This is a genomic window from Clostridium sp. UBA7503, assembly GCF_002477055.1.
Taxonomy (GTDB): Bacteria; Bacillota; Clostridia; order Clostridiales; family Clostridiaceae; genus Clostridium_J; species Clostridium_J sulfidigenes.
This window is the reverse complement of the sequence record NZ_DLNT01000010.1, coordinates 1-16690: the sequence shown is the minus strand read 5'-3', so window position 1 is coordinate 16690 and position 16690 is coordinate 1. Positions and strand designations below refer to the sequence as shown.

Sequence of the window (16690 nt, the reverse complement as noted above, 5' to 3'; positions counted from 1 at the left end):
TATATGGTTTGGCTTATTAGGTTTAGGTGCATTTTCATTTTTATAATAAAATTTTGCTTCAATCATTTTGTTCCATCCTCCAATATTTAAAATATACAATGCTATGCACAATACAACATAATAATTCATATATAATCATAAACATGTAAACTTATTATAGCACAATTACAATAAAATGTATCAAAATACAATAAGCACCTATAAACTACAATAGTCTATATTAGGAACTTTGATTACCATAATATAACATTATAAATAAGTCATTAAATTATAAATTTGTTACGTCATTTCTGAAAATATAACTTCTGATTATCATTATTTTGCGGGTGTTAGAGGAAACTTATTCATTTATGTATAATTTGATACTCGAAATCCGAGATTTTCATATAATGGTTTCCCTTTTTCAGTCGCCATTAAATCAACTGCGGCAACGCCTAATAGCTTTGCTTCCGATAAAAGTTCAGTCATAACTTTCGTTGCAATGCCTTTTCCTCTATATTGAGGGTATGTAAAAACATTGTATATCGTACCGACAAGATATGATGAAAACGCTATTATTGGAGGTCTTTCCACGATTGACATAAATGCAGTTGCTAATACTTCATTTTCATTCTCGGCAATGATAGCAATAAATCCCTTGTTAAGGTGTTGAGTAAAATATTCTTCTAACTTCGTTCTAATATCTTGCACTTCTTCCGAAGAATACACACCTTTTTCTGCAAACAGATAATCCATACAATTGTAGCAAAAAAAATTAAAATAACTATTCCCCAAATAATTTTTTCTTATTCACAAATAATCCTCCCAATTTAAAAGCGTGTTGCAGAATTTTTTGCAACACGCTTCTTTATGTTGATTATATATTAAACTTGTCCACTTTTGTTTTAAATTTCTTTATCAAGCATTATTTTTAATTCTTTGGCTATTTCTTGTGAAAAATTATGTTTTTTATCACTAAATGTCCACCCAAATCCGTCTCCCTTATATCTTGGAAAAACATGCATATGGTAATGTCCAATATCATTAAATTCTCCACCATTTTGCATTACACTATAGCCATCAGGAGAATACTTTTCTTTAATTACCTTAACAATTCTTTTAGATAATACCATCATAGACGTTACTACCTCAGTTGGAATTTCATCAGTATCTAAATAGTGGCTTTTAGGAATTATAAGTACATGACCTTCATTTATTGGCTCTATAGTTAAGAAACACATAATTAAATCATTCTCATATACTAAGTTACATGGTAAGTCACCTTTTACAATTTTACAAAATATACAATCCATAGTTACCTCCTTAATTATTCTTAAACTTTCCTATTATAATACAATTATGAGTTAATTATAACATATTTTTCAAATACCTTACTATTCACTTTTCAAAGAACATTTTTATTAATTGCTTCGCAATACCTACACACTAACATCACTTCAAATTATAATTATTCTACACTGTAGGTATCGTCATTACCTGAACATATTTCAATAAGGTTTCCTTCTGGATCTGAAACATAACAAATTCGCATACCATAAGATTCAGTAGTAGGTTTATAAACCGGCTTTGCTCCTGCATTTATAACACGTTGAAATTTTATATCTACATCAGAATAGTTAGGAACATCAAAACAAAGCTCTATATTGCCATTTATGCCTTTATTCCAATTAAATACCTCAGGTATAGATTCTTCAAAACCTTCTCTTGTGCATAAAATAAAATGATGAATTTGTCCTTACATTTCAATAGCTGTAAATCCATTACCATCCCAATTTAAATTTAATCCCATTACATCTTTATAAAATTTAACCATGGTTTCCATGTTATTCACATATAATCCAATTGCTCCGAATTTCATTGTTATACCTCCATTAATTCAAATAATCTTTTAATTTATCATAAATTATAATTAGTCACTTACATTTACAGTTTTATATACTTATTGTAGCATAAATACTATATAATGTATTTTAATATTTGTAAAAATTACTTCTATAAATAGGTTCTCTAGTCAGCGTCTAATTAATTTTTCCTATTAGTTAAGTCACACAAAAAAATACCGCATAATTCACTTATGAATAATACGATATTTAAAATGCTATTATCTTCTAGGGTTTTCAAAGGAAGGTGGTGTTGGATTTGAAGCTTCATGAGAAGGTCCTGGAGTTGATAAATCAAAATATAACTTAGAATCTTCACTATTATTAACATCATGGCCATTCAAAAGATTTATAGTTTGTGCAACCATTTCCATATGGCTAAGTTCCTCAGATCCTATATCTAAGAATAAGTCCTTTATTTCAGGATCCTTTATTCTAAAGCTTTGAGAAATATACTGCATAGCTGTTTTTAACTCACCATTTCCTCCTCCTAGTTGTTTTTGCATTAATACTGCGTACTGAGGATTAGGTCTCTCTACTGTAATTTATTCATTGGAAGGATGGTTAATGTCTTAAACATATAATTCCAATGATTTCATTCTTCTTTCTAAAATTGGTCTTTGCCATTTAAAATAATATCAGCTAAAGCCTCTGCATTTTTATAATAATAAGTGAAACCTTCATCTCTTTCAAGAGATTCATCATTTAATTCTCTTTCAATAAACTCAATACATTCATTTAGCTGTGAAAGTGTCACATCCCAAAGAAACTGTTTGTAATCAGGTTTATATAACAATTTATCATATATGCTTTTTAGGAAAATCTCTATATATTTATCTGTCATATAAAATGGAAAAGGAAATAACTTCTCTGAACCGTGGGATATTAAACGCGCAATATCCAAAGAATAAGGCATAATACCTGCAAAGGCCCAGTCTATTAAAACAATATCGTCATTGTCTTCTATTGCATTACACTGTAAGAAATCCCCATTACATAAGGTGCGTGGACATACTAACTGTCTTTCTAAAAAAATATCATATGCTGAAGATAGTTTTTGCTTATTTATAAGACATTTTGACCTTTTATTTATTCTTGTCCAATATCTTTCAAATCGGTTGTCTAACTCATTATCTTTAAAGTCATTTTCCTGCCAGTACATATTAAAAATACGAGAAAGGCTGTCAGCACATCCATAAGCCATATCTTCATTAAATATTCGTAAATCCCTTCCAGCAATATATTCAATTAATATCCATTTCACGTTGTTAATATAAGCCCACCCCTCAAGTTTTGGCACAGGTAGATTTTTATTCTCAAGAAATTTTTTATAAACTTCTACCTCATATTTATCTGACTTTTTCAAAATATATGTCTTATCGTCTGATATTATTTTATAGACATTGTATGCCCTGTCTACACCTTCTCCGTTATCGTGAAAATGTTCAATATTAATTTTCTGTGAAAGTGTTACATTGATTGCATCAAGAACACTCTTCAACGTATTTATATGGTTTATGTCTCTTATTTTTTCTGTATATACCCCTTTCATTGGATATCCCCCTTTTGTTCTATGAATTCAATCTATAAAACCTAAACTACCTATGAAAATAGATAATTTATTCATTGGAATAATGGTCAATGGCTTGAATAGCTAGCTCCAATGATTTAATCCTTCTTTCTAAAAGCGTTCTTTGAGAACTTCCAACCTTAGACTTAACATAAACTCTTTCAATTGATGGGAGTAAACCAGTAAGAACATTTCCAGCTTCAACTAATTCTTTCTCATTATAATTGTGGGGTATTTTATTCCAAACTTTTTCTAACATTGCCAACCCAATGTGAAGAGCTATAAGTCGTTTCTTTAATAAGGTAGTATTTGACCCTTTCTCTGTCATCTGAGCTAAAGCATTTTCGGATTTACTGATAGTTGACTGGAAGGATTTTATTGATTCCATTTTACATTCATCTGATACATTTTCCATGTTAGTGCTCTCCTTTTTTCGTCTATTAATTATTTTTATTCACTAGGTTAACCTTCATAAGATTACCATGCTTGAGAGTATATCACAAAAGATTTTATATTAGTAATCTTCGTTCATATATTTGCAACTTCAATTTTAAATGATTCAGGCCAAATAACTTTATCATTGGTGTAGTTAGCTTTAGCATTCACTCGTTCTTACCACCCAGGGTCATTAACTATACATGAAATCAGATTTTGATTATTTGCTCATTACAAAAATATTTTAACCGTGATTATAAGCTATATGTTCTGAACCGAAAAACTTTGGATTCTCACTACTTATCATTTCAAAAATATTATCATTTAAAAAACTAGGTAATAAATATATTTCCTTTAAATTATTTATATCAATCCATTCACTTTTAAGTTGCATATCATCTATTTCTGTAGGATTAATAGTTTTATCATCTTTTAATTTACATATAAAAATATGATACATTTTATGAATATATTCAGGATATAACTCTCGTGCTTTAGAGATATCACATATTTCTTCATATAAAGCAGAAAATCTTATTGGTACAACATTGTATCCTGTTTCTTCAAGACATTCTCTTATAACAGCCTCATGTAAAGTTTCATATATATATTGTCCTCCACCTGGCAATGAATAATAATTCCCATTATTCTCATCAAAGCACTTGTTTAATAAAATTTTATTGTTATCTATAATAATTGCTTTTGCTGCACTTCTAATGCTCATTTTTACCTCCATAAAAAAACTAACTAGTTGTTAAAATACTCTTTGTCTGACACTAAAAAAATATTTTCTTCTTTTATCATAACATGTTTTGTAAATACATCATTATTTATGATACGGTATTTTGTCTACAAAAATATACTCGCACCATTTTCGCCTATATAAATAGGTAAGTATATACCTATTTATATTTAAAACTAGGCAAGGATATAATTTTTTCATTTTAATATGTCACATGACTTATAAGTAATATAAAAATATTGTAACGCAATTAGATTTTAACTTGTCATTTGAAAACCGAGCAATACTATAAAATAGTTATTTGATATATAGTTCAAAAATATTCTTTTAGTATTAGTTTATTTTAGTCCAAATTAAACACTACACATATAAGTAATCCTAATTCACAAATCGAAAATAATTGAGCCAAAAAATAAGTTTTATAGAAATCATCAGACATTCGTTTTTCAAATAAATATATAAAAAATATCATTAATGAAAATATAATGCCTATAATTGAACCAAGCATGCCTTCATTTTTAACCGAAAACCAAATACCATTTTGCATTCCATATTTCGTAAAATAATAAGCAAATGTCGGAATGGCAATTATATTTGTTGGTATGAATACTTTCAATTTAATAAATGGTGAAATAACTGCTAAAAAGAATATTGCACCTAGTATAGCAAGGAACAACAAGATATCTTTAAAAGGAAACCCTATAACTTTTCCAGTCTTTTCATTATTACTGCCCAAAACGATTTTCTCACAATAAATTGCTTTAAGGGTATGGGTTAGATATCCTATTTTATAAAATTCATATTTACTTACACCAGATGAAAAGAAAAATTTAACCTCTTCTCCTGTAGACAGATAAACATAGTCTGTTGGGTTTTTGCCATAATGTTTTATTTCTACTACTTCCCCAGTGACATAATTTAGTTTTCCAGTTATTAATTGAGGAATATCAAGAAAGTTCGGTTTAAGAAAGTAAATTGTTATGCCCATAACGATTATAAATCAAATAACTTTCCACGGACTAACCTTACTTATTTCCCATCTTTTTCTCTTAGAAAAACTTTCTAAATAATTATATCTATATTTTTCTTTCGTTGCATTTTTTTTAATGCCTAAAAGCCAATTAGAATTTAGTGCTATTATAAGTCCCATTATTAACCAGAATATGATTCCAATTATAAAAAAACATGTTTGAAATATCCTCATTCTTTTATCACCTTAAAATTTTCAATATATATTAGGGTTTATTCAATGTATATCTCTCTTATTTGATTGAATAATGTTCGTACTAATTTACAATTATTCATATACAATCATAATTATAATACTTATTATAGAACAATTACAATAAAGTATTTCAGAATACAAAAACACCCTTCCAGAGATATGCTTGAAAAAAACAGCTTTAATTTTTAATCAAAGCCATTAGATAATTCTATTCCTAAATAATCCAGACAATCCTTTAAAACATACATAGATTTTCATCTAATACTGATTGTTAAATTTAGAAACACTGTTGTGATATATTAACCTTCCTTATAATTATTATGATATTCTCGCTCCAGCATACTAAAATAGAATTGGTCGACCCACTTACCTCCACATAGATACTCTTCCCTAAATACACCCTGCTTTGACATACCTGCTTTTTCCATTATAAATGCAGATTTTTTATTTTCGCAATGGCACATACCTAATACCTTATGAGCTTTCAATTCATTAAATGCAAAGGAAAGTAAAAGCTGTACACTCTCTAAACAATAACTATTACCTTGAAACTCAGGCAAGATAACATATCCAATTTCCCAGCTCTTACGTGAAGGAATACATTCCCATATATAAACTATTCCTATCTGTACCCCATCTGAACTTCGTTTAACTATAAAATCAAAAACATCATTTTCTTCAATTCGCTTAATAAACTTCTTTCGAATACGATCTTTGTCAGTCTCAACATGTTCCTCATAACACCATAATTCTTCATTACTTTCTTCATCACAGATAAATTCTATATGTTCTTCAGTTACAGGTACAAGTTCTATAGATTCTCCTTTTAATATACGTTGTATTTGTTTTTCTATATCTATATTTTCCATTCTTATCCCCCCACTTTTTCATTTTCCTCTGCTAATCTAATTTCATATAACATTCTAATACATCTCTATATTTCATATATAGGTGCAGACCTTTTTGATTTTATTGCATAATCATCAAGGTAATCGGGTAATCTTTCCTCTACACTACATCCATCTAATGAATACCAAGTTATTTTTTCAATGACATCACACAAACTTTTACCATGAAATACTTTAGAATTTAAAATGTCCTCTAATTTATCATAATCATAGGCTTGTAAGCAATCTGATGTTAATCCATACCAGTATACTTCTTTACCTGGATTATCTCTATCTGGCATTTTCCCGAGCCAGCAATCTTCATATTCTGTGTCATCATCAATACAAAAGTTCATTTCAATACATGAATTATAATTTGCTACATCACTTTTTAATACTGTTATTAAGTCTTGCAATTTGATTTTCGCCAACATTCTCCCCCTAATACTTGTATTCATAAGATAACCCTGCTTTGTAATTTGCACTCCGCAATTTATACATAATTAGAATAGCTCATCTAATAAAATATAGTATTTTATTTTTGCATAATCAGGTTTTATTTCTAATTCTTCAAACAACATATCTGTATATCTTGAATCAAAATCCATTAACTGACGAACACATAATGCAATATCTTGATATAGATCGCCAACTCCTGCTCGTCCTAAATCTATAAAGGATGTAATATCTTTACCATCTGTAAAATAGTTGTTAAAACAATAGTCTCCATGTGTAAACACTAATTGTTCTACCGGCTTATTCCTTAGGAGATAATTAAATACATCCTTAGATGTTTCAAGGCCTTCCGTATATTTATTTCTATCCACTCTTCCTATCAAATTATGTTCAATCCTGTATTTTGCTTTTTCTAATTTTTCCTCTATTCTACTGTTAAAATTACATTCTGTGATATCAACACTCTGCAATTTCTTTATACCAATGGCTGCTAAATGAACTAATCTTTCTGGAGTTTTTCTATATGCTTCATCTTCTAGCATCTGACCTTTTGCATTCTCTATTAGCACATAAGAAATGTCATCTTCTAGCACACGATAAATCACTTTTGGTACTGATAGTTTTCCATACAACCACTGGTACATCTCATATTCTCTGATCACTTCATCATTAACCTTTTCTATCTTTAAATAATAAGATTTTTCCATATCAAAGCACTTAATTACTTTTGCTTTCGACATACCTTCTTTATCTACTTCAAAGTGCATACCTTCAAGTATTTTTTCTAACTTATTTGGTAAATACATATATTTTCCCACCAATCCTTTTTCTATATAAATATCTAGCTTTACATATTCATTTAAGTCTATTCTTGTGATTATATGTTGTGTAAATACTGGTAATATAGGAACATTCTAATTAAGTCGTAATTGTATTATTATCAAGAGTAAATTTAAAAAAATCTTTAAAAACTTAATTATTAAAAACTATATTTCTATAGTATGGGATATTAGCAAAGTCCAGCAATAATTGCTGGACTTTATTTGAAAGTTATAAACAAATTGTCTATTTATTTTTTTCACTAATAAAAATATTTATTACTCCTACAGAAAATACTAAAACACCAATTGTCATTATTGAATGTATAAAACCATTTAGTAAAGTAGTATATTCACCAGATAGATTTCTATTAGCGTAGATTGTATTAATCATAAAATAACCTATAGGTGAACTAAATAATATTATTATAATCCCTGATAAAAAGTATTTAAGTTGATTTTTCATAAAATATCCTCTCATAACTCATTTTTTGATGCAATTATAACTTATTTTATTATACCATAATTTTCATTATTATGTAACCGTTTGTAAATATCTGCGTAATTAATTTTAGATTACTCTCTAAGATCTTTATTTTCTTCTTCCTTATAAATCTCTTTCCAATTAAAACTATATGAAACAACCTTAAAGGCTCCCCTTCTAATCCAATCACTTATGCAATACTTGTTGCATTATACAAGAATGATGAACTAACTTTACTTAGTATTATGCTTACAGTTCAGGATTAATATATTTAGTTTTTTCATCTCTCCATAGTTTTAACAACTTTTTCATTTTTTTTCTGCTATCAATAACGAAAAACGGTTTATTAGGATATTTGTTATTTAAATTCATTATAGTATGTTTACGCATTTTAGAGAAACTCCATAAGCCTTTACAAAGACGTAAAAACTCTTTATCAAGTTTTTCTTCAAGATATTGGGGTATATCTGAACGCTTTTTACCATTTCTTCTTAATACACTAACCAAACATACGAATCGGTTTATATCAAGAAATATTATTAAATCGGCTGCTTTAAATCGCAATTCCATTGTGTCAGTATGATTTCCCTCAATTATCCATTTTACCTTTGATGTAAGTTCCATTTGCTTCTTTATCCATTCTTCTTTCGGAGGTTGTTCCCAATTAGGACGCCAAAACTCAACATCAAGATGAATAAGTGGCAACCCCGTGATAACAGACAATTCTTTAGATAAAAAACTTTTTCCACTACCATTATTACCAACAATAATAATGCGATTGTATCCCAATATACTCAATACTATCACTTCCTAAAAATAAATATTATAATTTCTATTTTTATTTTATCCATTAGAATAATAGCATACTAATAGCTACTAAACCTATAAAAATTGCAGCAATAAATAGCATAACTGCTTCTATGTTTCTATTATTCTTATAACTATCCCATGAATTAAAAATAGTTACTAAGGAAGCCAATAGAAACATAATGGGCGTATTCTCCTAAATCCCTGTTATGTGTAGTAATGACACAATAATAACTAAAACCCCAAACACTATTTTTGGATACTTCAATTTCTCAACACCTCCTTATTTAGCATTAAATTAGATTACAAATTATTATTATATTTTTTATTATTTAACCCTTTCCTTAAAATATAAAGGATTAATAATATTAAAATAGAAAAAGTGATTATCCACCATAGTTTTATCATAAATGAATGAGTATATTGCCATATATGTCCCATTTCATCAGCATGCAAAACCTTATAATTCTTTGATTTATACCATGATAACGCATTTTCTGTATTAACCTTATAAGAGTTATTTAATAGTTGAATATCATTAGTTTTAACAATAACAACTGTTGGGTCATTAACAAACGTTATTTTAGCTGTAAATAGCTTTATATATGACAGTCCCATAAATAATACAATACCTATTATTAATGGGGTATGTCTAAAGAAATTATTCAGTTTCATATTTCTTAATCTCCTTCGATCAATTTATTATAATTACACATCACCTATAAAATAATTATACATGAATATAAGCAAGTATAACCTAATTTTTCAAAATATCATTATTAATAAATTTATTAAATATTTCAATCAGAATCTTCTTAATTTTAAAGTGAAATTACCCCTGGTCATATGTAGGTATTGCGAACTAATTAAGAAAATTTGATCTTTGAAAATTGAATAATACAGCTTTAAAAATAAGATATTTTACTTTTATCACAAAAATAACCATGTAGCATAGTGTAATGTGCTATAATTACCATTATTTAAGTTAAAATAGTAAAAAATTGCGTATCGTCTTAATAAATAATATAATTGACTTAATACAAATAGGGAGTGTGATATCATGAATATTAATCTCATGGATAGAAAAATGCTTAAAATACTCTGTGCAAAGTCTGTAAGTATGAGTTTGGGCGACAATTTGCACAGAGATAGATATTTAGTCGCTGTTCTTAAATAAATTCATACATATACAGGCTTTGTTTCCTTAATTAAATAATAAATTTAAGGAAGTGAGCTTTATGAAATATGTAAGAATTGATAGAATATTACCAGATGATTTAGTTAAAGAAATTCAAAAGTATATTCAAGGTGAATATATATATGTCCCTTCACCTCCTGAAAAGAGAAAAAAATGGGGTGAAAAATCTAAAAGCCGCGATTATATAAAAGCTAGAAATGCAAAAATATTAAACCAATATATAGGTGGGCAATCAATTAGCAATCTTGCTGAAGAATTCTTCCTTTCATATAGTAGTATTAAGAAAATTGTATATAAAAAGGATAAGTAATCAAAAGCTACCACTCTTATATGTGTGGTAGCTTTTGTATAAAAGATGATATAGAAACGATTATTATCTTTCTTTAAAAATACAGAAGCTTTAAAATGATATTGAACATAAAATTCATTTCAAAAATGAATTTGTAATTATTCTCGTAGATATTAGAACAAAAGGAGAGAGTCAAATGAATAAAAAAATATCATTAATTCATTCTACAAATTTAGCTCCAGTAGATTATGCTTATGCTGGACGTATACCTTCAGGAATGGACTTATTATTTTTGGCGGGCGCATGTCCCATTAATAGAGATGGAGAAGTACCTAATTCGAGTGATTATGAGATTCAGGCAAAACTTTGTGTAGATAATTTGAAGGAAGCACTGAAGGACTGTGGGGCTACTTTAGAAGACGTTGTTTATACAAGAGTTCTTGTAGCATCTCAAAACCAGTCAGATTTGGTAACAGCATGGGAAGCAATAAGAAAAGAGTTTGGTAGCCATGATGTTCCAAGCACCTTATTTGGAGTTACAGTATTAGGATATACAAATCAATTGGTAGAAATTGAATCAGTAGCGGCAGTAGAAAATAATTCAAAATGATTGAAGTATAGAGGTTAACTTATTTACACCATTCTTATTTAGCGTAACAACTGAAAAAATGAAGGATTTATTAAAACACTGTATTACTCAAATTTGAATTTTACAGTGTTTTTTACATGGTAATTCAAATAAATTTAGACCAAGTATGTAGGACAACGCTACATCTTTATATAAATTGCTCTTTGAAAATTGAATAGTACGGTGTTGGGAAATATGTTATAATATGATCAAAGCAAGCGTATTTAAATCAATAGATAAAAAATAACAGGAGGTATTTTTATGGATTTTAGGATAATATCATTGCCACCGTTCAAAGCAGCGTCATCTGGGATAGATAAAGAATATAACTTTTCCCCTAACGGTATTTTAGGAAAGTTCAATAAGTATTTTTCTGCAATTAATCCATCTGAACGAGATAGTTTTATGCCCAGAGATTTTTTGTGTTTTGATGAAGAAAAACAAGGCCTAGTATGGTGGTGGGCATTGAGTGATGATATGGATGATGGAAGTAATGAAATTGTTGATTTTGAAGGCGGGTACTATGTAACTTATTTCTTCAAAGATGGAGATGAAGAAACACGTGGTAAGTTATATAAGCAAGCCTTGGAATATATTAAGAATTCTGATATTTTCGAACTGGATATCCGTCAAAATCATTATGGTATGGGACATATTATTACACCACCAGAGATTATAAAAGCACAAGGATGGGCACAAATGGAAGCGTTTATACCCATTAAATTAAAATCAACCTCCAACTTGTAATGAAAGTTACAGTGAAGTAATTGAAATGTAAAGCTGTAAAAGATATAAATAGCTCACTAAAAATAAAATCAAATATTTTATGAAAATACCGTACTATTCAAAACTGAATATACGGTATTTTTAGTTCGCAATATAATTAAAATCCAATTTATTATTTTATGAAAAATCAACAATTATTGCACTTTGCTGTTGTGTAGTATATACCATCTTTCCATTTTCTCTTAGATATTTTTCAATACTTTTATTTTGTGAATCAGTATTTTTATAGTGTACTTCAACTGCAAAATTGTCTATACATCTTAGTCCTTTTTCATAAATAAACTCTGGATAATCTTTGTCTGGAGAAATATAATACTATAAGCATTGCATCATAGCACCAACACTCCATCCTATTATGTATTCCTTACTAAAGAGCCTGTAAGTCCACCTCTTCTTTTACCTTTTTTAATATAGAATTAATAAATTCATTCTTTGCATTTGTATATGAACCTCTATCATTAGTATATTTTGCAGCTAAATTCTTCTTTAGCCTTGAATATTCCTCAACGGCTTCCTTATTTAGCCTAAGGTAATCACGAAAATAGATGTGATTTTTCCACAGTTCTCCGTTAATTATTTCTATATGCAAATAATGAGTTCTTAAATCTTCCCTTCCTTTAGCAAACATTACACGACCTTCAATCCCTGCATTATCTCTAAATTGATATCCATTTGCTTCTAATAAGTTTCTATGCTTATCTACATCATCCAATAATTTAACTCCTACAGCAATATCTATAATTGGTTTTGAATCAAGTCCTTCTATTGATGTACTTCCTACATGTTGTATGTCTATAGCAGTTTCGCCTAACAAACGATACAATAGTTTTTCTTCTTCCTTATAAATCTCTTTCCAATTAAAACTATATGGAACAACCTTAACGGTTCCTCTTGCTAATCCAAGCATTTATTTAACCTCCTTAAAGAGATGCACTAAATATTTTAGTTTAATAGTTAAATATATCTAGAGTTAAACTGGTTCATGTTTTTATATTTAAATAGGTCTATATATGCATTTTTACCTATATTAAATAGTTAAGTATATACCTATATGTATTTTAAACTAGGTAAGGGTATAATTTTAAAATTTTAATTTCTTATATGACTTATAGACAATATATTAAATTTGCAAATTTATTAATCTAAAATAAGTTTGTTTCAATTCTACTATTTAGTTCAAATAGTGCAACTTTATTACTTTCCCAATATAACTTTTTAAAAACCTCTTGATATGTCCCCCAAAAATATTCAGTATGTTCTAATGATAATTCTATATGGTTATTGTTAATATTAACTGCAAAACAATATTCAGGTATTACAAATATATTCTCATCCCAATATTGTCTACATTTCGCTGATATGCAGTTAACAGGCATATAAAATGTATGTATATGAAAAAAGCACCTCTATATAGAGATGCTCTAAAATAATACAAATTAAAGTTTAAATATTGGGTCACTCTATGCCTTGATATTATATTTATCTAAGGCTGATTGTAAAATAAAATCCTATAAACTACAATAGTTTTTATTAGGAACTCTATTAAGAAGAGTGTTCAGGAAGCTCCATTCTAACAAATTCTCCATAACCAAGGGGCGTATCTTTCCTATAAGTATCTACTACATTAAACCCTGCACTTTTATAGCATTTAATCGCCCTTTCATTGAAAGATCGAACTTCTAAAGCAATCTTTTTATCTGGATATATCTTCTTGCATTGTTCTTTTACTATTTCCATTAAGACCTTTCCTAATCTTTGTCCACATAGAGATGGTTTTAAGCCAATTCCAATAAAAATACACTCATTTTTATCCAGTAATCTTATGTATCCACATAAGAAATTGCAATCATCAATCACAGCATTAAATTCACTCTTTCTCTTTTCTTCTATTGTAATACCCCATTTTTCATTAGATACTTTATCCCATCCTGGATAATTATATATAGAATATATATCGTCATATTTCCAACTACAAACTTCTTTTGCATATATTTCTGTAAAATCTGCCAATCTCAAATTCATTTTGTACACCTCTAGAAAATTTTCCATTTACATTACTATGTGATACTTTCATGAATAAATTCACCACATTCACCACAAGGTGGCATATTTTTCTTACTTATTTTGCAGTATTGCTATTTACCCTCTGGTTTCGTGATTAACTCTATTGCTTTTTCTATAACTTCATCCTTACCCTCTGCAATTCCTTTCACAGTTTGTTTTACAGTTATGTCAGGTTTAAGACCTATTCTTTGTGTCTGACTTCCATCCATATATGTTACTGCTAGCCCTGATATAGATGTCTGTATACACCCTGGAAGTGTAATGTCCATAATATTACCATTAGCTCCTGCAGAAGTAGTTCCTATTACCGTTGTATTTGGTGCATCCATAAAAGACATAACCATTGTCTCCAAGTAGCTTTGGGTACATTCATTCATCAGTATTATTACCTTCCCATTATACTGATATCTATCTTTTACTTTTCCTAATGAGGTTCTAATAATGCCATTATCAAATATTTTGCTAAATGTAGTTGAATCTATACCTTTGTCCAATTGCTTTTCTATGAATCCTCTTCCTGAACTATTGCTTGTTGATTTGATAAATTTCCCTGGTTCGAAACTATTACTTGAATAAAATTGTTGATATTCAGAAATTTCAGGTTTTATATATTCACCTATAGGATAATTAATAAATTTTATATATTCACTTATATTTGCATTATTGAATCGCGTATCAATAATCAACCCTTCTGTCCCTTTAAATTTTTTCATTAATTTATCCAAGTCTCCACTTTCAAGTGTACTTATATTAAGATAGCCTATTTTTTTGTCTCCCAGGAAGCCGCTTTTCTCATCTTGACCTAGTTTTTTTACATCATAATCCCTATTATAATAGCATGGAACATTTAAGCTTAACTTTTCACCATTTCTTATTACCTCTATTTCAGCTATTTCTTTTGTAGAACGCAAAAGGTAATATTCAAAAGCATTTGTAAAACGATTTTTATCTGATACTGATATATATTTGTTGCACTCTTCTATTATTTTTTCTATAGAAGTTCCATCAATGGATACCACAATATCTCCTAACTTTAAAGGGGACTTATCTTCCCTGCCGGCAATGACAATTTGACCATCTATATTAGATATTGATGCTTTTGCTTTGTATGCTCCAAAGTGTTGTGCTAGCACCTTAAAGTTATCATTAAAAAAGCCATGAGAGTCATGAATATATGTGGTAAGATTTGCAATGGATAATACATATGATTCCTTATCACTTTGAAGTGCTAACTCAGGAATCTTGTCATAAAGTACTTGCTCCCAACCTTCATCCATGAGATTTTTATATGGATAGAAATATTCTATAATATTCCAATAACGAAACAACCCAAGTAATCTCATTCCTGTATCTTCATACTTAATAGAATTGTTCATAAAAGAATCTGAGGATACATTAATAATATCCTCTTCAAATACAGCATATCCATTGTCATTATCAGTTACTTTTACCTCTGATAAATTTTCAACATAGTCAGCAAGGTTATTACCAAGGACTTGTCTATTCTTTATCCATGAATATTCTATATCTAAATATGCCTTCTCTTTTACTTTACGATATAGCTCTTCCTGTTCTTTACTAAGTGTATTGGCTTGAAACGGAAACTGGTTTAACCATGTAGCCATGATATCTCCAGCTTCTTCCTTTGTAGTAGCCTCAAGCACCTTTGGCATAACTCTAAATAATTCTGCATCCCAATTAATATTCCCTGCTGTAATCTCTGGATGACGATACTTAGTAAATCCCCAGACCTTTGCTAAAGTATGCAAATTCTTCTGTTGAACTTCACTTAATTTTTCTATTCTAACTCCACTATCTGATGCAAACTCTGTATCTTGGGATCTTTTAAGATTCTTTTCTTCAGTTTTATCTGAACTAGTACAAGCTACAAATGTTAGACCCATAACTATAAGTATAAAACTAATTATTACTTTTTTACTAAATACATTGATTTTAACTTCTTTTTTTTTCATACTTTCCACCTACATTCTTTAGTACTTTAAAATCTTTTTCAATAAGATTTTATCTTTGATAAAGTACAATTATATACAATATTGTCTATAGTATTATAAATATACCATAAAAACACTATACAACATAGTAACTAATATGAAAAACATTTATGTAATATATTATAATTTTTGTTAGGTTATTTGAAATGTGCTCACTTTAAAAAATCAACAGTTAACTTATTATTGATGAAAAATACTCTTTAATTATATGTCTATGTGTTTCAGCAATATTTAATTTTTCTAGATCTTGGTAAGTAAAATATTTTAATTATTCCTTCTTCTAAACTTTCATCAATTTTCAAACCTCCGCCCATTAGCGCCCAACGGTTACTATCTGCTCTTTTTTCTAAAAAAAATTTATTATTAGACTTAATAATTGCACAGGCATCTATATGGTTTGGCTTATTAG

22 protein-coding genes and 1 pseudogene are annotated in these 16690 nt (G+C 28.6%); 3 read left to right on the top strand and 20 right to left on the bottom strand.

All coding sequences use genetic code 11. From position 1 onward, the window contains the following. Positions 1–348: 348 nt before the first annotated feature. The 16 genes and pseudogenes from B3630_RS02370 to B3630_RS02295 all read right to left on the bottom strand — a co-directional run bounded on the left by B3630_RS02370 (position 349) and on the right by B3630_RS02295 (position 9979). Positions 349–735, bottom strand: a complete 387-nt coding sequence (locus B3630_RS02370) for a GNAT family N-acetyltransferase (RefSeq protein ID WP_346895204.1) — start codon at positions 733–735, stop codon at positions 349–351. A 149-nt stretch (positions 736–884) separates the two neighbouring features. After that, positions 885–1292 carry an HIT family protein gene (locus tag B3630_RS02365; RefSeq protein WP_346846845.1) on the bottom strand — a complete coding sequence of 136 codons (408 nt, stop codon included), beginning with the start codon at positions 1290–1292 and terminating at the stop codon, positions 885–887. A gap of 155 nt (positions 1293–1447) precedes the next feature. Next, positions 1448–1858: pseudogene (locus tag B3630_RS02360) on the bottom strand (VOC family protein). Between the two features lie 243 nt (positions 1859–2101). Continuing rightward, on the bottom strand, positions 2102–2425 hold the full coding sequence (locus tag B3630_RS02355) for a manganese catalase family protein (protein WP_346895206.1): 324 nt from the start codon (positions 2423–2425) through the stop codon (positions 2102–2104). A gap of 62 nt (positions 2426–2487) precedes the next feature. Further along, on the bottom strand, positions 2488–3432 hold the full coding sequence (locus tag B3630_RS02350; protein WP_346895202.1) for a phosphotransferase: 945 nt from the start codon (positions 3430–3432) through the stop codon (positions 2488–2490). 67 nt (positions 3433–3499) lie between these two features. After that, positions 3500–3865 (bottom strand): hypothetical protein, encoded by a 366-nt coding sequence (locus B3630_RS02345; protein ID WP_346895200.1) that lies wholly within the window; start codon positions 3863–3865, stop codon positions 3500–3502. A 264-nt stretch (positions 3866–4129) separates the two neighbouring features. After that, positions 4130–4609, bottom strand: coding sequence for an NUDIX domain-containing protein (locus B3630_RS02340; RefSeq protein ID WP_346895198.1), 480 nt, complete (start codon positions 4607–4609; stop codon positions 4130–4132). A 361-nt stretch (positions 4610–4970) separates the two neighbouring features. After that, positions 4971–5615, bottom strand: a complete 645-nt coding sequence (locus tag B3630_RS02335) for a hypothetical protein (RefSeq protein ID WP_346895196.1) — start codon at positions 5613–5615, stop codon at positions 4971–4973. Between the two features lie 12 nt (positions 5616–5627). Next, entirely contained in the window at positions 5628–5831 is a 204-nt protein-coding gene (locus B3630_RS02330) for a hypothetical protein (RefSeq protein ID WP_346895194.1), read from the bottom strand. 320 nt (positions 5832–6151) lie between these two features. After that, entirely contained in the window at positions 6152–6721 is a 570-nt protein-coding gene (locus tag B3630_RS02325) for a GNAT family protein (protein ID WP_346895192.1), read from the bottom strand. A 65-nt stretch (positions 6722–6786) separates the two neighbouring features. Next, positions 6787–7170: a hypothetical protein gene (locus B3630_RS02320; RefSeq protein WP_346895190.1), complete on the bottom strand. Its 384-nt coding sequence runs from the start codon at positions 7168–7170 to the stop codon at positions 6787–6789. A gap of 72 nt (positions 7171–7242) precedes the next feature. Next, positions 7243–8001, bottom strand: coding sequence for an APH(3') family aminoglycoside O-phosphotransferase (locus B3630_RS02315; protein ID WP_346895188.1), 759 nt, complete (start codon positions 7999–8001; stop codon positions 7243–7245). Between the two features lie 259 nt (positions 8002–8260). Continuing rightward, positions 8261–8479 carry a hypothetical protein gene (locus tag B3630_RS02310; RefSeq protein ID WP_346895186.1) on the bottom strand — a complete coding sequence of 73 codons (219 nt, stop codon included), beginning with the start codon at positions 8477–8479 and terminating at the stop codon, positions 8261–8263. Positions 8480–8746: 267 nt separating this feature from the next. Then, entirely contained in the window at positions 8747–9295 is a 549-nt protein-coding gene (locus B3630_RS02305; RefSeq protein ID WP_346895184.1) for a hypothetical protein, read from the bottom strand. 52 nt (positions 9296–9347) lie between these two features. Next, positions 9348–9485 carry a hypothetical protein gene (locus B3630_RS02300; RefSeq protein WP_346895182.1) on the bottom strand — a complete coding sequence of 46 codons (138 nt, stop codon included), beginning with the start codon at positions 9483–9485 and terminating at the stop codon, positions 9348–9350. A gap of 122 nt (positions 9486–9607) precedes the next feature. Continuing rightward, positions 9608–9979, bottom strand: coding sequence for a hypothetical protein (locus tag B3630_RS02295; protein ID WP_346895180.1), 372 nt, complete (start codon positions 9977–9979; stop codon positions 9608–9610). Between the two features lie 563 nt (positions 9980–10542). Between B3630_RS02295 and B3630_RS02290 the strand changes: the two genes are divergently transcribed. The 3 genes from B3630_RS02290 to B3630_RS02280 all read left to right on the top strand — a co-directional run bounded on the left by B3630_RS02290 (position 10543) and on the right by B3630_RS02280 (position 12166). Then, positions 10543–10812: a CD3324 family protein gene (locus B3630_RS02290; RefSeq protein ID WP_346846882.1), complete on the top strand. Its 270-nt coding sequence runs from the start codon at positions 10543–10545 to the stop codon at positions 10810–10812. 175 nt (positions 10813–10987) lie between these two features. After that, a complete protein-coding gene (locus B3630_RS02285) occupies positions 10988–11401 on the top strand; it encodes a RidA family protein (RefSeq protein ID WP_346895178.1) in 414 nt (137 codons plus the stop codon). Positions 11402–11680: 279 nt separating this feature from the next. Continuing rightward, a complete protein-coding gene (locus tag B3630_RS02280) occupies positions 11681–12166 on the top strand; it encodes a hypothetical protein (RefSeq protein ID WP_346895176.1) in 486 nt (161 codons plus the stop codon). Between the two features lie 406 nt (positions 12167–12572). Here the strand turns inward: B3630_RS02280 and B3630_RS02275 are convergent, their stop codons facing one another. The 4 genes from B3630_RS02275 to B3630_RS02260 all read right to left on the bottom strand — a co-directional run. Further along, entirely contained in the window at positions 12573–13112 is a 540-nt protein-coding gene (locus tag B3630_RS02275; protein WP_346895174.1) for a GrpB family protein, read from the bottom strand. Between the two features lie 635 nt (positions 13113–13747). Continuing rightward, complete coding sequence (locus B3630_RS02270) at positions 13748–14227, bottom strand: GNAT family N-acetyltransferase (RefSeq protein WP_346895172.1); 480 nt, start codon at positions 14225–14227, stop codon at positions 13748–13750. A gap of 113 nt (positions 14228–14340) precedes the next feature. Continuing rightward, positions 14341–16242, bottom strand: a complete 1902-nt coding sequence (locus tag B3630_RS02265) for a S41 family peptidase (RefSeq protein ID WP_346895170.1) — start codon at positions 16240–16242, stop codon at positions 14341–14343. 260 nt (positions 16243–16502) lie between these two features. Beyond that, positions 16503–16690 (bottom strand): NUDIX hydrolase (locus B3630_RS02260; RefSeq protein WP_414632991.1); only part of this gene is annotated, 188 nt, incomplete at its 5' end.

What these genes read in the sequence shown, in the direction of transcription:
- B3630_RS02370 (WP_346895204.1), bottom strand. Translation starts at nt 735, where the DNA reads ATGGATTATCTGTTTGCAGAAAAAGGTGTGTATTCTTCGGAAGAAGTG.
- B3630_RS02365 (WP_346846845.1), bottom strand. Translation starts at nt 1,292, where the DNA reads ATGGATTGTATATTTTGTAAAATTGTAAAAGGTGACTTACCATGTAAC.
- B3630_RS02350 (WP_346895202.1), bottom strand. Translation starts at nt 3,432, where the DNA reads ATGAAAGGGGTATATACAGAAAAAATAAGAGACATAAACCATATAAAT.
- B3630_RS02345 (WP_346895200.1), bottom strand. Translation starts at nt 3,865, where the DNA reads ATGGAAAATGTATCAGATGAATGTAAAATGGAATCAATAAAATCCTTC.
- B3630_RS02340 (WP_346895198.1), bottom strand. Translation starts at nt 4,609, where the DNA reads ATGAGCATTAGAAGTGCAGCAAAAGCAATTATTATAGATAACAATAAA.
- B3630_RS02335 (WP_346895196.1), bottom strand. Translation starts at nt 5,615, where the DNA reads ATGGGCATAACAATTTACTTTCTTAAACCGAACTTTCTTGATATTCCT.
- B3630_RS02330 (WP_346895194.1), bottom strand. Translation starts at nt 5,831, where the DNA reads ATGAGGATATTTCAAACATGTTTTTTTATAATTGGAATCATATTCTGG.
- B3630_RS02325 (WP_346895192.1), bottom strand. Translation starts at nt 6,721, where the DNA reads ATGGAAAATATAGATATAGAAAAACAAATACAACGTATATTAAAAGGA.
- B3630_RS02315 (WP_346895188.1), bottom strand. Translation starts at nt 8,001, where the DNA reads ATGTATTTACCAAATAAGTTAGAAAAAATACTTGAAGGTATGCACTTT.
- B3630_RS02310 (WP_346895186.1), bottom strand. Translation starts at nt 8,479, where the DNA reads ATGAAAAATCAACTTAAATACTTTTTATCAGGGATTATAATAATATTA.
- B3630_RS02300 (WP_346895182.1), bottom strand. Translation starts at nt 9,485, where the DNA reads ATGTTTCTATTGGCTTCCTTAGTAACTATTTTTAATTCATGGGATAGT.
- B3630_RS02295 (WP_346895180.1), bottom strand. Translation starts at nt 9,979, where the DNA reads ATGAAACTGAATAATTTCTTTAGACATACCCCATTAATAATAGGTATT.
- B3630_RS02290 (WP_346846882.1), top strand. Translation starts at nt 10,543, where the DNA reads ATGAAATATGTAAGAATTGATAGAATATTACCAGATGATTTAGTTAAA.
- B3630_RS02285 (WP_346895178.1), top strand. Translation starts at nt 10,988, where the DNA reads ATGAATAAAAAAATATCATTAATTCATTCTACAAATTTAGCTCCAGTA.
- B3630_RS02280 (WP_346895176.1), top strand. Translation starts at nt 11,681, where the DNA reads ATGGATTTTAGGATAATATCATTGCCACCGTTCAAAGCAGCGTCATCT.
- B3630_RS02275 (WP_346895174.1), bottom strand. Translation starts at nt 13,112, where the DNA reads ATGCTTGGATTAGCAAGAGGAACCGTTAAGGTTGTTCCATATAGTTTT.
- B3630_RS02270 (WP_346895172.1), bottom strand. Translation starts at nt 14,227, where the DNA reads ATGAATTTGAGATTGGCAGATTTTACAGAAATATATGCAAAAGAAGTT.
- B3630_RS02265 (WP_346895170.1), bottom strand. Translation starts at nt 16,242, where the DNA reads ATGAAAAAAAAAGAAGTTAAAATCAATGTATTTAGTAAAAAAGTAATA.